Annotated in this window: 16 protein-coding genes; 4 read left to right on the top strand and 12 right to left on the bottom strand. The window is 67.9% G+C overall.

The features are described from left to right. Nucleotides 1–14: 14 nt before the first annotated feature. Together AC3FMM_RS26870 and AC3FMM_RS26865 are read left to right on the top strand one after the other, a co-directional pair. A complete protein-coding gene (locus tag AC3FMM_RS26870; protein ID WP_326347025.1) occupies nt 15–1,622 on the top strand; it encodes a S41 family peptidase in 1,608 nt (535 codons plus the stop codon). A 31-nt stretch (nt 1,623–1,653) separates the two neighbouring features. Then, on the top strand, nt 1,654–2,451 hold the full coding sequence (locus AC3FMM_RS26865; protein WP_115705679.1) for a HesA/MoeB/ThiF family protein: 798 nt from the start codon (nt 1,654–1,656) through the stop codon (nt 2,449–2,451). An 83-nt stretch (nt 2,452–2,534) separates the two neighbouring features. On the opposite strand, the gene mnmH is transcribed toward AC3FMM_RS26865, so the two are convergent. The 12 genes from mnmH to AC3FMM_RS26805 form a co-directional block, all read right to left on the bottom strand. Then, complete coding sequence (mnmH, locus tag AC3FMM_RS26860; protein WP_326347026.1) at nt 2,535–3,641, bottom strand: tRNA 2-selenouridine(34) synthase MnmH; 1,107 nt, start codon at nt 3,639–3,641, stop codon at nt 2,535–2,537. Nucleotides 3,642–3,652: 11 nt separating this feature from the next. Continuing rightward, complete coding sequence (selD, locus tag AC3FMM_RS26855) at nt 3,653–4,696, bottom strand: selenide, water dikinase SelD (RefSeq protein ID WP_115707988.1); 1,044 nt, start codon at nt 4,694–4,696, stop codon at nt 3,653–3,655. Nucleotides 4,697–4,881: 185 nt separating this feature from the next. After that, on the bottom strand, nt 4,882–5,361 hold the full coding sequence (bfr, locus tag AC3FMM_RS26850; RefSeq protein ID WP_012351604.1) for a bacterioferritin: 480 nt from the start codon (nt 5,359–5,361) through the stop codon (nt 4,882–4,884). Between the two features lie 123 nt (nt 5,362–5,484). After that, complete coding sequence (locus tag AC3FMM_RS26845) at nt 5,485–5,790, bottom strand: (2Fe-2S)-binding protein (RefSeq protein WP_026164535.1); 306 nt, start codon at nt 5,788–5,790, stop codon at nt 5,485–5,487. A 214-nt stretch (nt 5,791–6,004) separates the two neighbouring features. Next, complete coding sequence (gene ptsP / locus AC3FMM_RS26840; RefSeq protein WP_488687719.1) at nt 6,005–7,717, bottom strand: phosphoenolpyruvate--protein phosphotransferase; 1,713 nt, start codon at nt 7,715–7,717, stop codon at nt 6,005–6,007. A 49-nt stretch (nt 7,718–7,766) separates the two neighbouring features. After that, entirely contained in the window at nt 7,767–8,036 is a 270-nt protein-coding gene (locus AC3FMM_RS26835; protein ID WP_115679265.1) for an HPr family phosphocarrier protein, read from the bottom strand. Further along, nucleotides 8,005–8,460 carry a PTS sugar transporter subunit IIA gene (locus AC3FMM_RS26830; protein ID WP_012351600.1) on the bottom strand — a complete coding sequence of 152 codons (456 nt, stop codon included), beginning with the start codon at nt 8,458–8,460 and terminating at the stop codon, nt 8,005–8,007. The genes AC3FMM_RS26835 and AC3FMM_RS26830 overlap by 32 nt, the downstream gene beginning before the upstream one ends. Before the next feature lie 78 nt (nt 8,461–8,538). Beyond that, complete coding sequence (gene gshB, locus AC3FMM_RS26825; protein WP_115707984.1) at nt 8,539–9,504, bottom strand: glutathione synthase; 966 nt, start codon at nt 9,502–9,504, stop codon at nt 8,539–8,541. Nucleotides 9,505–9,512: 8 nt separating this feature from the next. After that, nucleotides 9,513–10,808, bottom strand: coding sequence for a glutamate--cysteine ligase (gene gshA / locus AC3FMM_RS26820; protein ID WP_062802025.1), 1,296 nt, complete (start codon nt 10,806–10,808; stop codon nt 9,513–9,515). Nucleotides 10,809–11,365: 557 nt separating this feature from the next. Then, nucleotides 11,366–12,925: an ammonium transporter gene (gene amt, locus AC3FMM_RS26815; protein ID WP_115707983.1), complete on the bottom strand. Its 1,560-nt coding sequence runs from the start codon at nt 12,923–12,925 to the stop codon at nt 11,366–11,368. A 32-nt stretch (nt 12,926–12,957) separates the two neighbouring features. Further along, nucleotides 12,958–13,296: a P-II family nitrogen regulator gene (locus tag AC3FMM_RS26810; protein ID WP_115679261.1), complete on the bottom strand. Its 339-nt coding sequence runs from the start codon at nt 13,294–13,296 to the stop codon at nt 12,958–12,960. Between the two features lie 52 nt (nt 13,297–13,348). Continuing rightward, nucleotides 13,349–14,131 (bottom strand): TorF family putative porin, encoded by a 783-nt coding sequence (locus AC3FMM_RS26805; protein ID WP_115707981.1) that lies wholly within the window; start codon nt 14,129–14,131, stop codon nt 13,349–13,351. Nucleotides 14,132–14,520: 389 nt separating this feature from the next. Between AC3FMM_RS26805 and AC3FMM_RS26800 the strand changes: the two genes are divergently transcribed. Continuing rightward, nucleotides 14,521–14,799, top strand: coding sequence for an accessory factor UbiK family protein (locus AC3FMM_RS26800; RefSeq protein ID WP_012351595.1), 279 nt, complete (start codon nt 14,521–14,523; stop codon nt 14,797–14,799). A gap of 88 nt (nt 14,800–14,887) precedes the next feature. Then, nucleotides 14,888–16,429 (top strand): YifB family Mg chelatase-like AAA ATPase, encoded by a 1,542-nt coding sequence (locus AC3FMM_RS26795; RefSeq protein ID WP_116313221.1) that lies wholly within the window; start codon nt 14,888–14,890, stop codon nt 16,427–16,429. The last annotated feature ends 25 nt before the right edge of the window (nt 16,430–16,454 follow it).

Below are 16,454 nucleotides of genomic sequence, written 5' to 3'. Positions count from 1 at the left end.
TTCAGGCAGCCCTCATGCGCAAGACGCTCAAGAACATCAGCCTAGTTTCTGTCGGCCTCGTCGCCGGCGTGCTCGCCACGCTGCAGATTTCGGCGACCGCGCAGAATTCATCGGGGCCCCTGCCGCTGGACCAGTTGCGGCTGATGGCCGATATCTTCGGGCAGATCAAGCGCGAGTATGTGGAGCCGGTCGATGACAAGAAGCTGCTGACCGAAGCCATCAAGGGCATGGTCGCCAGCCTCGACCCGCATTCGTCCTACCTCGACGAGAAGGATTTCAAGGAGCTGCAGGAAGGCACGCGCGGGCGCTTTGCCGGCCTGGGCATCGAGATCTCGCAGGAAGAAGGGCTGGTCAAGGTGATCAACCCGATCGAGGACACGCCCGCCTTCCGCGCCGGCATCCAGCCCGGCGACCTGATCACCCGTATCGACGACAAGCCCGTGCGCGGCCTGCCGCTGGAGCAGGCGGTCAAGCGCATGCGCGGCGAGCCCGGCACCAAGGTCACGCTGACGATCTATCGCAAGAGCGAGGAACGCACCTTCCCGGTCTCGATCACACGCGCCGAGATCCGCGTGCAGTCGGTCAAGGCCAAGATGCTGGACAACAATATCGGCTGGATCCGCCTGACCAGCTTCCAGGAACGCACCATCTCCGACCTGTCCCGCAAGCTGACCGAGCTGGCGCAGAAGAACCCCAACATGAAGGGCCTGGTGCTGGACCTGCGCAACAACGGCGGCGGCGTGCTGCAGGGCGCGGTCGGCGTGGCCGCGGCGTTCCTGCCGGAAGATGCCACGGTGGTGTCGACCAACGGCCAGGTGCCCGATGCCAAGCGCGTGTACAAGGCTACGTACAACAACTACCGCCTGTCGTCGCTGGAAGATGATCCGCTCAAGGACCTGCCCGCGCTGTACAAGAAGATCCCGATGGTGGTGCTGACCAACGCCTACTCGGCCTCGGCGTCCGAGATCGTGGCCGGCGCGCTGCAGGACCACCACCGCGCGCAGATCATGGGCAAGACCACCTTTGGCAAGGGCTCGGTGCAGACCGTGCGCCCGCTCACCAACGACACCGGCATCAAGCTGACCATTGCGTACTACTACACGCCGAGCGGCAAGTCGATCCAGGCCAAGGGCATCCGCCCGGATATCCCGGTCGATCAGAACCCGGAAGGCGATCCGGACGACGCGCTGATCACGCGCGAGATCGATACCGAGCGCCACCTGCACAACAAGCAGGAATCGGAAGAACCGGAAATGACCGAGCGCGAGCAGCGCCGCGTCGAGGAACTGCGCCGCCTGGAAGAAGAGAACGCCAAGAAGACCCCGGAAGAGCGCGAGAAAGAGCGCCGCAAGAAGCCGGTGGAATTCGGCTCGGCCGACGACTTCATGCTGCAGCAGGCCATCGCCCAGCTCAACGGCCAGCCGGTCAAGCGCTCCAAGTCCAAGCTCGAAACGAACCCGCCCGCCGACAACGGCAAGGCGGCGAAGCCTTCGGGCAAGAGCGGCGCCAGGGGCGCCAGCGCACCGGCCGCCAAGCCGGCGGCACCGGCCCCCGGCAAGCAGCCGCCGGCCAGCGCGCCGATCGGCGAGCCGCTGGGCACGCCGACCGGCAAGGCACCGTAAACTCCAGACGCCTTTCATTGAGGCTGCCGGCATGAGCGACGCGATTCACGCAGGCCCGCAGGACGACCCGTCCGACGGCCTCGACGACGAACAACTGCTGCGCTATTCGCGCCACATCCTGCTCGACGAGCTGGGCATCGAAGGCCAGCGGCGCCTGCTGGCCGGCCACGCGGTGGTGATCGGCGCCGGCGGCCTCGGCGCCGCCGCCCTGCCATTCCTGGCCTCGGCCGGCGTCGGCCGCATCACCGTGGTCGACAACGACGAGGTCGACCTGACCAACCTGCAGCGTCAGATTATCCACACCACCGCCAACGTGGGCCGGCCCAAGGTCGACTCCGCCCGCGAAGGCATGCTGCGCATCAACCCTGGCCTGGACATCGTCACCGTGCCGGCGCGCGTGGGCGATGCCGAACTGGACCAGCTGGTGGCGTCGGCCAGCGTGGTGCTGGACTGCTGCGACAACTTCGCCACGCGCCAGGCCGTCAACCGCGCCTGCGTGCGCCACAAGGTGCCGCTGGTCTCCGGCGCCGCGCTGCGCTTCGACGGCCAGATCAGCGTATTCGACCGCCGCCAGCCCGACGCGCCCTGCTACGCCTGCCTGTTCCCGCCGGCCGAACCCGCGCCGGAAGTCGCCTGCGCCACCATGGGTGTGTTCGCGCCACTGGTCGGCATGGTCGGCACCGTGCAGGCAGCCGAGGCCCTCAAGCTGCTTGCCAATGTGGGCGACAGCCTCGCCGGCCGGCTGCTGATGGTCAATGCGCTGTCGATGGAATGGACCACCATGCGGCTGGCGCGCACGCCGGATTGCCCGGTGTGCGGCGGGCACTGAGCCCGGCGGGCTGATCCACACCCCGATGAGTGGCGGTGCCGGTCTTGCCGGCCAGCCGCACTCGCTTGCAGCCCCGGATCTCCCTATTCCCCTTGCCGCGCCGTGTGCGCCAGCAGCCAGTCCGTCACGGCATCGCGGTCGCCGCGGAAGACGATGCGCGCCTCGCGCTGGGCGCGCTGGAAGTCATACATGGGGTCGTAGTAATCGCGCAGCAGCACTTCGATCCAGCCGCGATGCAGCGCTACCTCGCCGGATTCGGCCTGGCACGCCAGCGCCTGGTCCAGCAGCGCCGACAGCTTGCCGTAGCGCGCGCCGCCCAGCCGCGGCGCGATCGCGGCCATGGCTTCGCGCAGGCGCGTGGCGTAGGCGCCGAAGCCTTCGGCGCTGCCCTTCGTGTCGATGAATTCCGCCGCCAGCCCCTGCACGTAGTCGCGCAGCACGCGTTCGACGCGGGCGTCGAACGGCGCTTCCAGCCATACCAGCGGACTGGCCTGCATGCGCTGCGACAGCGCCTGCGGCACGTCGCGGCTGCCGATGAAGCGGCCTTCGTCTTCCACCACCAGCGCGCGCCAGCCGGCGTCGAGATGACGCAGCACGTCGATGGCCAGGGCGTTCTCGAAGTCGATCTGCGGCGGCTGCGGCAGCGCGCGGCGGCCGAAGGCGGAGCCGCGGTGGCGCGCATGGCCTTCCAGGTCGATCGACGCGGGCACGTCGGCCAGCACGTCGGTCTTGCCGCTGCCGGTCAGCCCGCCCACCACGAACCACGGCTGCGCTGCCGCCGCGGTATCGATGGTTTCGATCAGGAAGCCGCGCATGGCCTTGTAGCCGCCGGTCACGCGCGGATAGTCGACACCTGCCTCGCGCAGCCACTGCTGCACCAGCTGCGAGCGCAGCCCGCCGCGGAAGCAATACAGGTAGCCGTCCGGATGGGCGCGCGCAAACTCCGCCCAGGCGGCGATGCGCGCCGCCTTGCGCTGACCGGCCACCAGTTGGTGGCCGAGTTCGATCGCTGCCTGCTGGCCCTTCTGCGCATAGCACAGGCCGACCTCGTGGCGCTCGGCATCGTCCATCAGCGGCAGGTTGACCGCGCCGGGGAAGGCCCCGCGCGCGAACTCCAGCGGCGCGCGCACGTCCAGCATGGCGACGCCACTGAGGAACAGTTTGCGGAAGTCGGCGGTATCTGGACGCATCAACGGGCGCATCAGCGGATCTCTACGGCCAGCGCGGCGCGGGCCACCATCTCGCCGATCGGGGCGAGCGAAAGCCCCAGGCGCTGGCATTCGGCCAGGAACGCGGCTTCGCCGGCAGGCTCGACCGCGACCAGCAGGCCGCCGCTGGTCTGGGGATCGCACAGCAGCGCGCGTTGCGCCTCGGTAAGCGGCGCGATGCGGTGGCCGTAGCTGTCGAAGTTGCGCTGGGTGCCGCCCGGCACGCAGCCCTGGCCGATGTAGTCGGCCACGTCATCCAGCACCGGCACCGCGGCATAGTCTATGCGCGCGGTCAGGCCGCTGCCCTCGGCCATTTCAACCAGGTGGCCCAGCAAGCCGAAACCGGTGACGTCGGTCATCGCGCGCACGCCGGGCAAGCGCCCGAAGGCGGCGCCGGGCTTGTTGAGCACGCACATCCAGTCGCGCGCCAGATGGCGGTTGTCGGCGCGCAGCAGCCCCTTCTTTTCCGCCGTGGTCAGCACGCCGATGCCGAGCGGCTTGGTCAGGTAGAGCCGGCAGCCGGGCGTGGCGGTGTCGTTGCGCTTCATGTGCGCGCGCTCGACCAGCCCCGTCACCGCCAGGCCGAAGATGGGCTCGGGCGCGTCGATCGAATGACCGCCCGCCAGCGGAATGCCGGCGTCGTCGCAGGCGCGGCGCCCGCCCGCCACCACTTCGCGCGCCACCTCGGGCGGCAGCACGTTGACCGGCCAGCCCAGGATGGCGATGGCCATCAGCGGGTCGCCGCCCATGGCGTAGATGTCGCTGATCGCATTGGTCGCGGCGATGCGGCCGAAGTCGAACGGATCGTCGACGATGGGCATGAAGAAATCGGTGGTCGAAACCACGCCGCGCTGCCCGTCGGCGCCATCCAGCGCATACACCGCCGCATCATCGCGCGAGGCATTGCCGACCCACAGGCGCGGGTCCAGGTGCTGCGCGCCGCTGCCGGCCAGGATCACGTCGAGCACCTTGGGGGAAATCTTGCAGCCGCAGCCGGCACCGTGGCTGTACTGCGTCAGGCGGATGGGACTGGTCATGGGCGTGGGCTCCGCGCGGCGCGCCGGCGGGTCAGGAGCCTTGGCCCCGCCGGCAACGCCTGGATGAAGAGAGGAATTGGAATGAGAAGGGTTACTGCCTGCAGGCGAGCAACCAGGCGGCACCGATCGGCGCCGCGCGCTGGGGCGGGCCGCCCCGTCGGAGCGGCCGCGCCGAAGACGGCGGCTTATTGCTCGCCCGGCTCCATCTGCGACTGCAGGTAATTCTGCAGCCCGACCTTGTCGATCAGGTCCAGCTGCGTTTCCAGGTATTCGATATGTTCCTCGGTATCGGTGAGGATATCGACCAGAATTTCGCGGCTGACGTAATCGCCGACCGATTCGCAATAGGCGATGCCTTCCTTGACGGTGGTGTGCGCGGTCTGTTCCAGCTTCAGGTCGCACTTGAGCATCTCGGGCGTGTCTTCGCCGAGCAGCAGCTTGTGCAGGTCCTGCAGGTTGGGCAGGCCGTCCAGCATCAGGATGCGGTCGATCAGGCGGTCGGCGTGCTTCATCTCGCCGATCGATTCCTTGTACTCCACGTCGCCGAGCTTCTTCAGGCCCCAGTGGCGATACATGCGGGCGTGCAGGAAATACTGGTTGATCGCGGTCAGCTCGTTCTTGAGCTGGGCGTTCAGATGCTGGATGACCTTCTTGTCACCTTTCATTGGCGGCTCCTGTTGCATCGGGCCCGCGCAGAAATACGAAACGGCGCCAATGGCGCCGTGCAGTCAGAAAAAAGGAATGCGCAAAAACGCGCCGTGAACTGAACTTTCAGTTCATGGGCGCGTTCAGGCCACCAGCGCCTTGCGCTGGTCGTTCGCGACTGCCGGGTCCCGAGTGTCCATTATGGTACATGGGCCCGAAGCGGAACAGGAAGAAATCTCCACAACCTGGATGCTGGCGAGGGTCGCCACCGTGACATTGCGTACCGCGGCCACGCCTTCCTGCAACACCTGCTGCGCGCACTCGCGGCAACGGCCGCAGCACGTGCCGACGCCGAGCGTTTCAGCCAGTTCGTCGAGGGTTTCGACGCCCAGGTGCGCAGCACCGTGAATCTCACGATCGGTGATCTGGTTGCAGATGCAGACGTACACAAGTCCCTCCGTTGGGGCGCGGGACACCGGCATGTCCCTGCGAATGAACGTCAGAATATCAGAGATCAATAATGATAACAATTCCCATTAAGCCACATCACGGAAGGTCGGGAAGACGTCACTGGACGCAAAAAGAAGGCGGCTGGCGCGGCACTTTTCTGCTTAAGGAAGTGCCGCGCCAGCCGCCTTTTTGCCTCAGAAAACCCTGACGCCGTCAGGGTCGTGCGATCTGCCGCAGCACCGCGGCCTGTTCCTCGGGGTCGTAGGCCTGCAGCAGCTGGTCGACCAGCGGTTCCAGCCGTTCGCAATTGGCGTGCAGGATTTCCTGCTTGACCCGCAGCAACTGGGCGGGGTGCATGGAGAATTCGCGCAGTCCCATGCCCAGCAGCAGCCGCGTCATCGACGGGTCGCCCGCCATCTCGCCGCACACCGCCACCGGCACGCCGGCGCGATTGGCTTCGCGGATGGTGCGCGCCACCAGCTGCAGCACCGCCGGATGCAGCGGGTCGAACAGGTGCGCCACGGCGTTGTCGGCGCGGTCGATCGCCAGCGTGTACTGGATCAGGTCGTTGGTGCCGATGGACAGGAAATCCATCTTGCGCAGGAACAGCGGCAGCAGCAGCACCGCTGCCGGGATCTCGATCATGGCCCCGACCTTCAGGCCGGGGTCATACGGTTCGCCGCGCTCGTCCAGCTGGCGCTTGGCCTTGGCGATCAGCGCCAGGGTCTGGTCGATCTCGCTGGCATGCGCCAGCATCGGCACCAGCAGCCGCACCGGGCCGAAGGCCGACGCGCGCAGCAGCGCGCGCAGCTGGGTCAGGAACATGCCTGGCTCCGACAGCGACCAGCGGATCGCGCGCAGCCCCAGCGCCGGGTTCAGCGCGGTCTCGAAGTCATCGGCGCGGCCGTCCCCGCGGGCGTCGAGCGGCTTGTCGGCGCCGATATCGATGGTGCGGATGGTCACCGGCAGCTCGTCGCGCCGGTTCATGAACAGGAACTCGGAGCGGAACAGGCCGACGCCGACCGCGCCGGCGGCCAGCGCGGCGCCGGCATCCTCTGCCATCTCGATATTGGCCAGCAGCTCGATCTCGATCCCGTCCAGCGTCACCGCCGGCGTATGCCGAAGGCGCTGCAGGCGCTTCTTCTCCAGCACGCGCTCGCTCTGCCGGTGGCGGTATTCCTCGAGGATGATGGCGGTGGGGTCGACGATCACCAGGCCGGCGTCGCCGTCGATGATGATCCAGTCATCCTGGCGGATCAGCTCGCTCGCGCTCTGCACACCGACCGCGGCCGGGATGTCCAGGCTGCGCGCGACGATGGCGGTATGCGAGGTGCGCCCGCCCAGGTCGGTGACAAAGCCGTGGAACACGGTGTGGCGGAACTGCAGCATGTCGGCGGGCGCGATATCGTGGGCCACCACGATCACGCCCGGCGCGGGCTCGCCGTCGGCGGCCAGCGCGGGCACCGGCGCCGGCACCAGCACCGGCGCGCCGGCCAGCGCCTTCAGGATGCGCTCCACCACCTGCTGGATGTCGGCCTTGCGCTCGCGCAGGTATTCGTCCTCGATCTCGTCGAACTGGCGCATCAGCTCTTCGAGGCGCGTGGTCAGGGCCCACTCGGCGTTGTAGCGCCGGCCCCGGATCAGCGCCTCGGGCTCGCGCGCCAGCGCCTCGTCGTCGAGGATCATCGCGTGCACGTCGAGGAAGGCGCCCATTTCTTCGGGCGCGTCGCGCGGCAGGTCGCGCTTGAGCGCGGCCAGTTCGGCCCGCACCGCGGCGCGCGCGGCGCGCAGCCGTTCCACCTCGGCGTCGAGCTGCTCTTCATCGACCAGGTAGTGCGACACGTCCAGCGCCGCGGGCGCAAGCAGGTGCGCGCGGCCGATGGCGACGCCGCGCGAGACCGGGATGCCGTGCAAGGCGAAAGGCATGTACCGCTCCGTCAGGAACGTTTATCAATTCGGGTCAAGGCCGCCGGCCTCACTCCCCTTCACCAAAGCGGTTGGCGATCAGTGCCAGCAGCGCGTCCATCGCCTCCTGCTCGTCGGGACCCTCCGTCTCGATCGTGATGGTCGAGCCGATCCCGGCGGCCAGCATCATCACGCCCATGATGCTCTTGGCATCGACCTGGCGTCCGTTGCGGGACATCTTGACCTGGCTGACGAAGTTGCCGGCGAGCTGGGTCAGTTTGGCGGACGCGCGTGCGTGCAGTCCGAGTTTATTGATGATGGTGGTGTCCCTCTGCAGCATATTTGTCGGGATGATTGGCGGTTTGATTCTGGACGGTGGTGGTGCCGACCTGCAGCACGCCCTGCGAGCCGCCGGCCAGCGCCTTGGTGGCGAGCTGGTCCAGCTTTTCGGCCCGGTAGCAGATGGCACGGACCAGCATGGGAAGGTTGACGCCGGCCAGCACGCGCACGCGGCCAGGCTCAGCCAGGCGCGCGGCGATATTGGCGGGGGTGGCGCCGAAGATGTCGGTCAGGACCAGCGCGCCGTTGTCTTCGCAGATGGCTTCCAGCCGGCGCCTGGCCTCGGCCAGCACGGCGGCGGGATCGGCATCGGGAAGGACGTCGATGGCTTCCAGCCGCTGCGGCTGGCCACAGTAGACGTGGGCGGCGCAATCGCGCAAGGCTGATGCCAGCGGGGTGTGCGCGATGATCAGGATGCCTGCCATGATGGTGAATCCGTTGGATTGCCCCGATTGTAGCAGGCGCCCCCCGGCGCTCCCGCTGCCCGCCCGGACCGCTGGCGCCTAGCTGCCGGCAGCGTCGACGGCGTGCTCGAGCGCGTCGATGAACATCGCCGCGACATGGAAGCCGGTCTGCTGCGTGATCTCCTGGAAACAGGTCGGGCTCGTCACATTGACCTCGGTCAGGTAGTCGCCGATGACATCCAGACCAACCAGCAGCAGGCCCTGCTCCCACAGCCCCGGCGCCAGCGCCTCGGCGATCTCGCGGTCGCGCCGGCTCAGCTCCTGGGCGCGGCCGGTGCCGCCCGCGGCGAGGTTGCCGCGCACTTCGCCGGCCATCGGCACGCGCGCCAGCGAATACGGCACCGGCACGCCGCCGATCAGCAGCACGCGCTTGTCGCCGTCCTTGATCGCCGGGATATAGCGCTGCACCATCAGCGAGCGGGCGCCGTCCTGGCCCAGCGTCTCGACGATCGCGGCCAGGTTCATGCCGTCGGCGCCGACCCGGAACACGCCCATGCCGCCCATGCCGTCGAGCGGCTTGACGATGATGTCGCGATGCTCGGCGTGGAAATCGCGGATGCGCGCCAGGTCGCGCGTGACCAGCGTCGGCGTGATGAATTCCGGATACTGGGCAATCGCCAGCTTCTCGGAATGGTCGCGGATCGCCCGCGGCTTGTTGAACACGCGCGCGCCCTGCCCCTCGGCCAGCTCCAGCAGCCAGGTGCTGGTCACGTATTCCATGTCGAAGGGCGGGTCCTTGCGCATCAGCACCGCGTCGAAGGCCGACAGCGGCTCGAGCGCGCTGTTGCCCTCGCGGTACCAGGCGCCATGTTCCGCGCCATCCTCGCCAGTCAGGTGCAGCCGCGTGGCCACGGTCTCGACCGTGCGCCCGGACAGCGCCAGCTGCGGCTGCAGGCACCAGTACAGCTCGTGGCCGCGCGCGGCGGCCTCGGCCATCATGGCGTAGGTGGAGTCCTTGTAGGTCTTGAAGGTCTCCAGCGGATCGGTGATGAAGAGGATGCGCATGGTGGCGTTCAGATGATCGGGTTGGGGTCGGTCTTCTCGAGCTCCAGCGACGCCGCCAGCAAGGCCAGCCGCGCCACCACGCCATACATGTAGAAGCGGTTCGGCACCGCCGCGCCAGGCTTGGCGTGGCTGTCCGGGATGCCGTTGGGCGCGAACGCCAGCGGCACGAAATGCATGCCCGGCGCGTTGAGGTTCTCGTCGTTGCCGCGCCCGGTGTGCACGCGGTAGAAGCCGCCCACCACGTAGCGGTCGATCATGTACACCACCGGCTCGGCCACCGCCTCGTTGACCTTCTCGAAGGTGTGCACGCCCTCCTGGATGATGACGTCGCTGACCTCCAGGCCCTCCTTGACCACGCTCATCTTGTTGCGCTCCTTCCGGTTCAGGCCCTTGATCTCGGACGGGTCGCGCACGGTCATGATGCCCATGCCATAGGTGCCGGCATCGGCCTTGACCACCACGTACGGCGTTTCCTTGATGCCGTACTCGCGGTACTTCTTGGCGATCTTCTTCAGCACGCCTTCGACCGCGTCGGCCAGCTCTTCCTCGCCCACGCGCTCGTGGAAATTCACGCCGGTGGTACGGGCGAAGTACGGGTTGACCATCCACGGGTCGATGTCGATCAGCTTGGCGAACTTCTTCGCCACTTCGTCATAGGCGGAAAAGTGGCTGCTCTTGCGACGCGTGGACCAGCCGGCGTGCAGCGGCGGCAGCAGGTACTGCTCGTTGATGTTTTCCAGGATCGGCGGAATGCCGGCCGACAAGTCGTTGTTGAGCAGGATCGAACAGGGGTCGAAGTCCTTCAGCCCCAGCCGGCGGCCCTTGGTGCCCAGGCGCGCCAGCGGCTCGACCACCAGGGTCTGGCCGTCGGGCAGCTCGATTGGGGTCGGTTCGGTGATTTCCTCGGAAAGCGAGCCCAGGCGCACGTTCAGCCCGGCCTGGCGCATGATCAGCGACAGCCGCGCCACGTTCTGAAGGTAGAACATATTGCGGGTGTGGCGTTCCGGAATCAGCAACAGGTTCTTGGCATCCGGGCAGATCTTTTCGATCGCCGCCATCGCGGCCTGCACCGCCAGCGGCAGCATCTCGGGGGCCAGGTTATTGAAGCCGCCGGGGAACAGGTTGGTATCGACCGGCGCCAGCTTGAAGCCGGCGTTGCGCAGATCGACCGAGCAATAGAAGGGGGGCGTATGCTCCTGCCATTCCAGCCTGAACCAGCGCTCGATGGACGGGGTCGCGTCCAGGATCTTCTTTTCCAGTTCGAGCAGCGGACCGTTCAGCGCGGTGATGAGATGCGGGACCATATCCATCCTATAGATCGTCTTAATCGTTCGCCCCGATTGTAGAGGAACGGCCAACCGGGCGCTGGCACACCCTTTATAAGGATATGCAGCGCCTGGCATAAGGGATAACCATATGGGGATGGGCGGCGCGAAATAAAGAGGGCCGCGCCGGCGTGGCGTGCGGGCAAAAAAAAAGCGCGGCGATGCCGCGCTTTTAAATGGCCTGACAGATACGGGGAGCGTTCTGCAGGTGGAGGAAACTGCCTCAATGGCAATGTATGTGCGCCGCACATTAAAGACAATTGAAGCTTTTTAAGATCGGAGTTAAGCACTTTGCGAAAAGCCCGCGCGCGGCGCGCGGGATTGCCGGCTGGCCCGCGCCAGCACTGGCTTCGCGGGTGTCGCTGGCAATCCGGGCAGGCGTCGCGACGGGCTTGTCCGCGTCGCCATGCGTGATCGCCGCAGGCAAAATGTCTGCAACCCCGGTCAACGCAACAAAGAAAAAAGCCCGGCACGCGGCCGGGCAAAACTCCTGAGAGCAGATTCCCAATCAGCCCTCCAGCACAACACCTTTGCGATCAGCCTTCGTACGCGGTCTCGCCGTGCGAGGTGATATCCAGGCCTTCGCGCTCTTCGTCTTCCGGCACGCGCAGCCCGATCAGCATGTCCACCAGCTTGTAGGCGACGAAGGCCACCACGCCGGACCACACCACGGTGGTGAGCACGCCTTCGAACTGCACCCACAGCTGGCCAGCGATCGAATAGTCGTCGGCCACCTTGTTGGCGACGTAGTCGTAGATGCCGGTGCCGCCCAGGCTGGGCGCGGCGAACACGCCGGTCAGCAGCGCGCCGACGATGCCGCCCACGCCGTGCACGCCGAACACGTCCAGCGAGTCGTCCATGCCCAGCATGCGCTTCAGTCCGGTCACGCCCCACAGGCACAGCAGGCCGGCCACCAGGCCCATCACGATCGAGCCCATCGGGCCGACGAAGCCCGCGGCCGGGGTGATCGCCACCAGGCCGGCGACCGCACCCGAGGCGCCGCCCAGCATCGACGGCTTGCCCTTGCCGATCCACTCGCCGAAGGTCCACGACAGCACCGCGGCGCAGGTCGCCAGCAGCGTGTTGACGAAGGCCAGCGCGGCCGAGCCGTTGGCTTCAAGCGCCGAGCCGGCGTTGAAGCCGAACCAGCCGAACCACAGCAGCGAGGCACCCACCATGGTGAAGGTCAGGCTGTGCGGACGGATCGCCTCGCGGCCGAAGCCGATGCGCTTGCCGAACATGAAGGCACCCACCAGCCCGGCCACCGCGGCATTGATGTGCACCACGGTGCCGCCGGCAAAGTCCAGCGCGCCCTTCTGGAACAGCCAGCCGGCCTTGGCCGTTGCGGCGGTGCCGGCGGCGGCGTCGGTGTAGGCGTCAGGGCCCGGCCAGAACCACACCATGTGGGCGATCGGCAGGTAGGCGAAGGTGAACCACAGCACCACGAACACCAGCACCGCCGAGAAGCGCGCGCGCTCGGCGAAGGCGCCGATGATCAGGCCGCAGGTGATGCAGGCGAAGGCACACTGGAAGGCAAAGTAGCCCAGTTCCGGCAGCACCACGCCCTTGCTGAAAGTGGCGGCCACGGCGTCGACCGTCAGCCCCTTCATGAACAGCCGGTCCGTGCCGCCGAAGAACGCATTGCCCTCGGTGAAGGCAAAGCTGTAGCCGTAGATGGCCCACAGCAGCGACACCAGCGAGAAGATCACCAGGCACTGCATCAGCACCGACAACATGTTCTTGGAACGCACCAGGCCGCCATAGAACAGCGCCAGGCCAGGCAGCGTCATCAGGATCACGAACGCGGTCGAGACCAGCAGCCAGGCAGTGTCGCCCTTGTTGGGCACGGGCGCAGCCGGCGCAGCGGCGGCTTCCGCCGGCGCGGCCGCGGCGGGCGCTGCTGCAGGGGCGGCGGCGGGCGCCGCAGCCGGGGCTGCCGCAGCCGCTGCAGCGGCCGGCGCGGAAGTGGCGGCGGCCGAGGCCTCGGCTGCCGGCTTGTCCTGCGCGGCGGCCGGGCTCGACATGCCGACGCCGGCGGTGCCGACGGCCAGCGCCATCGCGCCCGCCGCCAGGAATCGCTTGATCCAGGTTTTCATGGGATTCACCTTTGTCTCTATGCTGTCTTGGGTCACAGGGCATCGCCGCCGGTCTCGCCGGTGCGGATGCGGATGACCTGCTCGATCGGGGTCACGAAGATCTTGCCGTCGCCGATCTTGCCGGTGCGGGCCGATTTCTCGACCGCCTCGATGGCGCGCTCGACCACGTCGTCTGGTACCGCCACCTCGATCTTCACCTTGGGCAGGAAGTCGACGATGTATTCGGCGCCGCGGTACAGCTCGGTATGGCCCTTCTGGCGGCCAAAGCCTTTCACTTCGGTCACGGTGATGCCGGACACGCCCACGTCCGACAGCGCTTCGCGCACCTCGTCGAGCTTGAACGGCTTGATGACTGCGATGATGAGTTTCATCAGGATTCTCCTGGGAGCGGACCGGCATCAGCCCGCCCGGGCTGCGTCAGAGTTAGAAAGTCTTGGTGATCGAGGCCCACGCCGCGGCCTTGCCCAGGTAGCGGCCGCGGTTGGCGCTGGTGTAGGCCACTTCCTTGGCGTTGGTGTCGACATAGGCGACCGCCAGCGCAAAGCCCTTGCCCAGGTCCTTGGTCAGGCCGATCTTCCAGTCGGTGTACGAGGCATCGCTGTTGTGCTTCACGCCCTGGTAGCCGACGTGCGCGTTCAGCGTCAGGTCCCAGAAGTTCAGCGGCACGTTGGCACTCAGGTCGACGTAGTAGCTGTTCTTGCTGTCGGCCCAGCCGAACAGGTTGGTGACCGAGTGCGAGTACTTCAGCATGACCGGGCCCCAGCCGATCCCCGCATACAGTTCGGTGGTGTACGGGCGCGGATTGTTGTAGCCGCCCGGGTAGTAGTACTCGAGCACGCCCAGGTCATAGGCGAATTCGGTGCCGGCCACCTTGAAGGTGTTCTTGAAGCCGCCGTAGAAGTCCATTTCCACGGGCGCCGAGACCGCAGGGTTGGCGTCTTCCAGCCAGCTGATGCTGGAGTTCCAGTTGCCCAGGTAGAAGCCGCTTTCGTGCGCGTAGTCGAAACCGCCCTGAATGGCCGGTCGCAGATTGGTCTGGCTGATGCCGCGATAGCGGTAATCCGTGACCAGCGACACGTTGGCCGTGAACGTATGCGGCGAGGCCGGCGCGGCAGCCGCGGCCGCGGCGTCGGTGCTCTGCGCCAGGGCGCCGCCGGCGGCACTGGCCAGGACCATCGCGCTGACTGCAAGGGCCAACTTCTTCATGGGATTTTTCTCCTTTTCCTGATGGCTCGGATTTCGTTTATTTGGATTCCGGTAAAGCTTTGAGGCAGCTCGCCCTCACTACTGCAACTGCCGTGCCACCCCATGAAAAGCGGCGGTCCGTGCGCTGCGACGCGTGGCGGACCGGAGCCCGGGCAGCCTGGAAACCGCCGCGCAGCAACGCCAGATCGGGTTAAAAGGTGTGAACGGCGCGGCGCCGATGCTTTCGCCGGCGTGCCGCTGGGGCGATAATCGAGGTCTGACGGTGGCTGCATATGGCCCGCGCGCGCAGGAACCGCCCGCATTCAGGGCGCCCAATTCCTGTGCGAAAGCGCGCCATACGCCAGATGCCCACCCGGATTGGCACCACTCAGGTGCGCAAAGGAGAAACCATGAAACCGACCGACCTCTTCAACGACCTGCAGAACAAGGTCAGCGAGGCGCTGCGCAATTCGCCGGCAAGGGATATCGAGAAAAACGTGCGCAGCATGATGACCCAGGGCTTTGCCCGGCTGGACCTGGTCACGCGCGAGGAATTCGACGTCCAGTCGCAGGTGCTGGCGCGCACCCGCGCCCGCCTGGAGGAACTGGAAAGCCGCGTGGCCGAGCTGGAGCGCCGCGCCGGCATCCCGCCCGGCGCCGGCTCGGTGGACTCGACCGGGGGCGCGTGAGCCCGCCGGTTCCGCCGCCATCCCGCCTGTATGAAGGCCGCCAGTGCTGGCGGCCTTTTTCGTTAACAGTTCCGTGCGGTTCGACGCCATGAGCCTTGCCGTCCTACGCAGCCGGGCCCTGACCGGCATCGCCGCGCCGCCGGTGCGGGTCGAGACCCACCTCGCCAACGGCCTGCCCGCCTTCACCATCGTCGGCCTGGCCGACACCGGGGTGCGCGAAAGCCGCGAGCGCGTGCGCGCCGCCATCCTCAACAGCGGCTACGAGTTTCCCAACCGTCGCATCACCGTCAACCTGGCGCCGGCCGACCTGCCCAAGGAGTCCGGCCGCTTCGACCTGGCCATCGCGCTGGGCATCCTGGCCGCCAGCGGCCAGATCCCGGCCGACGCGCTGGACACGCACGAATTTGCCGCCGAGCTGTCGCTGTCGGGCGAACTGCGCCCGGTGCGCGGCGCGCTGGCCATGGCGATGGGGCTGGCGCGCGACAACGCCGCCCGCGCCGGCTCGGGCGAGGCGCCGCGCGCCTTCCTGGTCGCCGCCGGCAACGGCGCCGAAGCCGCGCTGATCGAAGACCTGGCGGTGCACGCCGCCACCACGCTGCGCCAGGCGTGCGACCACCTCGGCCCGCTGGCCGAGGCGCGGCTGCCGCGCGCCATGCCGCCCCTGCTGCCCCCCGCCGCGGAGCGCGGCGCCGACATGCGCGACGTGCGCGGCCAGGCGCAGGCGCGCCGGGCCATGGAGGTGGCGGCCGCCGGCCAGCATTCGGTGCTGCTGGTGGGCCCGCCTGGCACCGGCAAGTCGATGCTGGCCCAGCGCCTGCCCGGCCTGCTGCCGCCAATGTCGCTGCAGCAGGCGCTGGAAGCCGCCGCCGTGATGAGCCTGACGCCAGGCGGCTTCCGCGCCGAGGCATGGGGGCTGCGCCCGTGCCGGGCCCCGCACCACACCGCGTCGGGCCCGGCCATGGTCGGCGGCGGCGGCAATCCGCGCCCGGGCGAAATCTCGCTCGCGCACCACGGCGTGCTGTTCCTCGACGAGCTGCCCGAGTTCGACCGCCGCGTGCTGGAAGTCCTGCGCGAGCCGCTGGAATCCGGCCGCATCACCATCGCGCGCGCCAACGGCCACGCCGACTTCCCCGCCTGCTTCCAGTTCGTGGCGGCGATGAACCCCTGTCCGTGCGGCTACCTCGGCCACCCCGACCGCCCGTGCCGCTGCACGCCCGACCAGGTGCGGCGCTACCAGTCGCGCATCTCCGGCCCGATGCTTGACCGCATCGACCTGCAGGTCGAGGTGCCCGCGCAGGACCAGGGCGAAATGCTCGACGGCCCGCCCGGCGAAGCCAGCGCCGTGGTGCGCGCGCGCGTGCTGGCCGCGCGCGAGCGGCAACTGGCGCGGCAGGGCAAGCCCAACAATGAGCTGGGCGGGCGCGAGATCGAGCAGCACTGCGCCATGGACCCGCAGGCGCAAGCCTTGCTGCGCGGCGCGATGACACGGCTGGCGTGGTCGGCGCGCTCGTACTTCCGCGTGCTGAAGGTGGCGCGCACCATTGCCGACCTGGCCGGCGCCGACCTGCTGAATGCGGCGCACGTGGGCGAGGCGATCCAGTACCGGCGCGCGCTGCGCATGGCTGGCTAGGGCGATTCGCCGGCAGCGGGGGCAT

The sequence above is a fragment of the Cupriavidus sp. 207A1 genome, from assembly GCF_057798955.1.
Note: the sequence above shows the minus strand (reverse complement) of the source record. Positions and strands in the feature narration are given on the sequence as shown.

Excerpts from the sequence above, each read along its gene's own strand:
- AC3FMM_RS26795 (WP_116313221.1), top strand. The coding sequence starts at position 14,888 with ATGAGCCTTGCCGTCCTACGCAGCCGGGCCCTGACCGGCATCGCCGCG.
- AC3FMM_RS26870 (WP_326347025.1), top strand. The coding sequence starts at position 15 with ATGCGCAAGACGCTCAAGAACATCAGCCTAGTTTCTGTCGGCCTCGTC.
- ptsP (WP_488687719.1), bottom strand. The coding sequence starts at position 7,717 with ATGCCTTTCGCCTTGCACGGCATCCCGGTCTCGCGCGGCGTCGCCATC.
- selD (WP_115707988.1), bottom strand. The coding sequence starts at position 4,696 with ATGACCAGTCCCATCCGCCTGACGCAGTACAGCCACGGTGCCGGCTGC.
- AC3FMM_RS26830 (WP_012351600.1), bottom strand. The coding sequence starts at position 8,460 with ATGGCAGGCATCCTGATCATCGCGCACACCCCGCTGGCATCAGCCTTG.
- gshA (WP_062802025.1), bottom strand. The coding sequence starts at position 10,808 with ATGGTCCCGCATCTCATCACCGCGCTGAACGGTCCGCTGCTCGAACTG.
- bfr (WP_012351604.1), bottom strand. The coding sequence starts at position 5,361 with ATGAAAGGTGACAAGAAGGTCATCCAGCATCTGAACGCCCAGCTCAAG.
- AC3FMM_RS26865 (WP_115705679.1), top strand. The coding sequence starts at position 1,654 with ATGAGCGACGCGATTCACGCAGGCCCGCAGGACGACCCGTCCGACGGC.
- AC3FMM_RS26835 (WP_115679265.1), bottom strand. The coding sequence starts at position 8,036 with ATGCTGCAGAGGGACACCACCATCATCAATAAACTCGGACTGCACGCA.
- AC3FMM_RS26805 (WP_115707981.1), bottom strand. The coding sequence starts at position 14,131 with ATGAAGAAGTTGGCCCTTGCAGTCAGCGCGATGGTCCTGGCCAGTGCC.
- AC3FMM_RS26810 (WP_115679261.1), bottom strand. The coding sequence starts at position 13,296 with ATGAAACTCATCATCGCAGTCATCAAGCCGTTCAAGCTCGACGAGGTG.
- amt (WP_115707983.1), bottom strand. The coding sequence starts at position 12,925 with ATGAAAACCTGGATCAAGCGATTCCTGGCGGCGGGCGCGATGGCGCTG.
- gshB (WP_115707984.1), bottom strand. The coding sequence starts at position 9,504 with ATGCGCATCCTCTTCATCACCGATCCGCTGGAGACCTTCAAGACCTAC.
- AC3FMM_RS26800 (WP_012351595.1), top strand. The coding sequence starts at position 14,521 with ATGAAACCGACCGACCTCTTCAACGACCTGCAGAACAAGGTCAGCGAG.
- mnmH (WP_326347026.1), bottom strand. The coding sequence starts at position 3,641 with ATGCGTCCAGATACCGCCGACTTCCGCAAACTGTTCCTCAGTGGCGTC.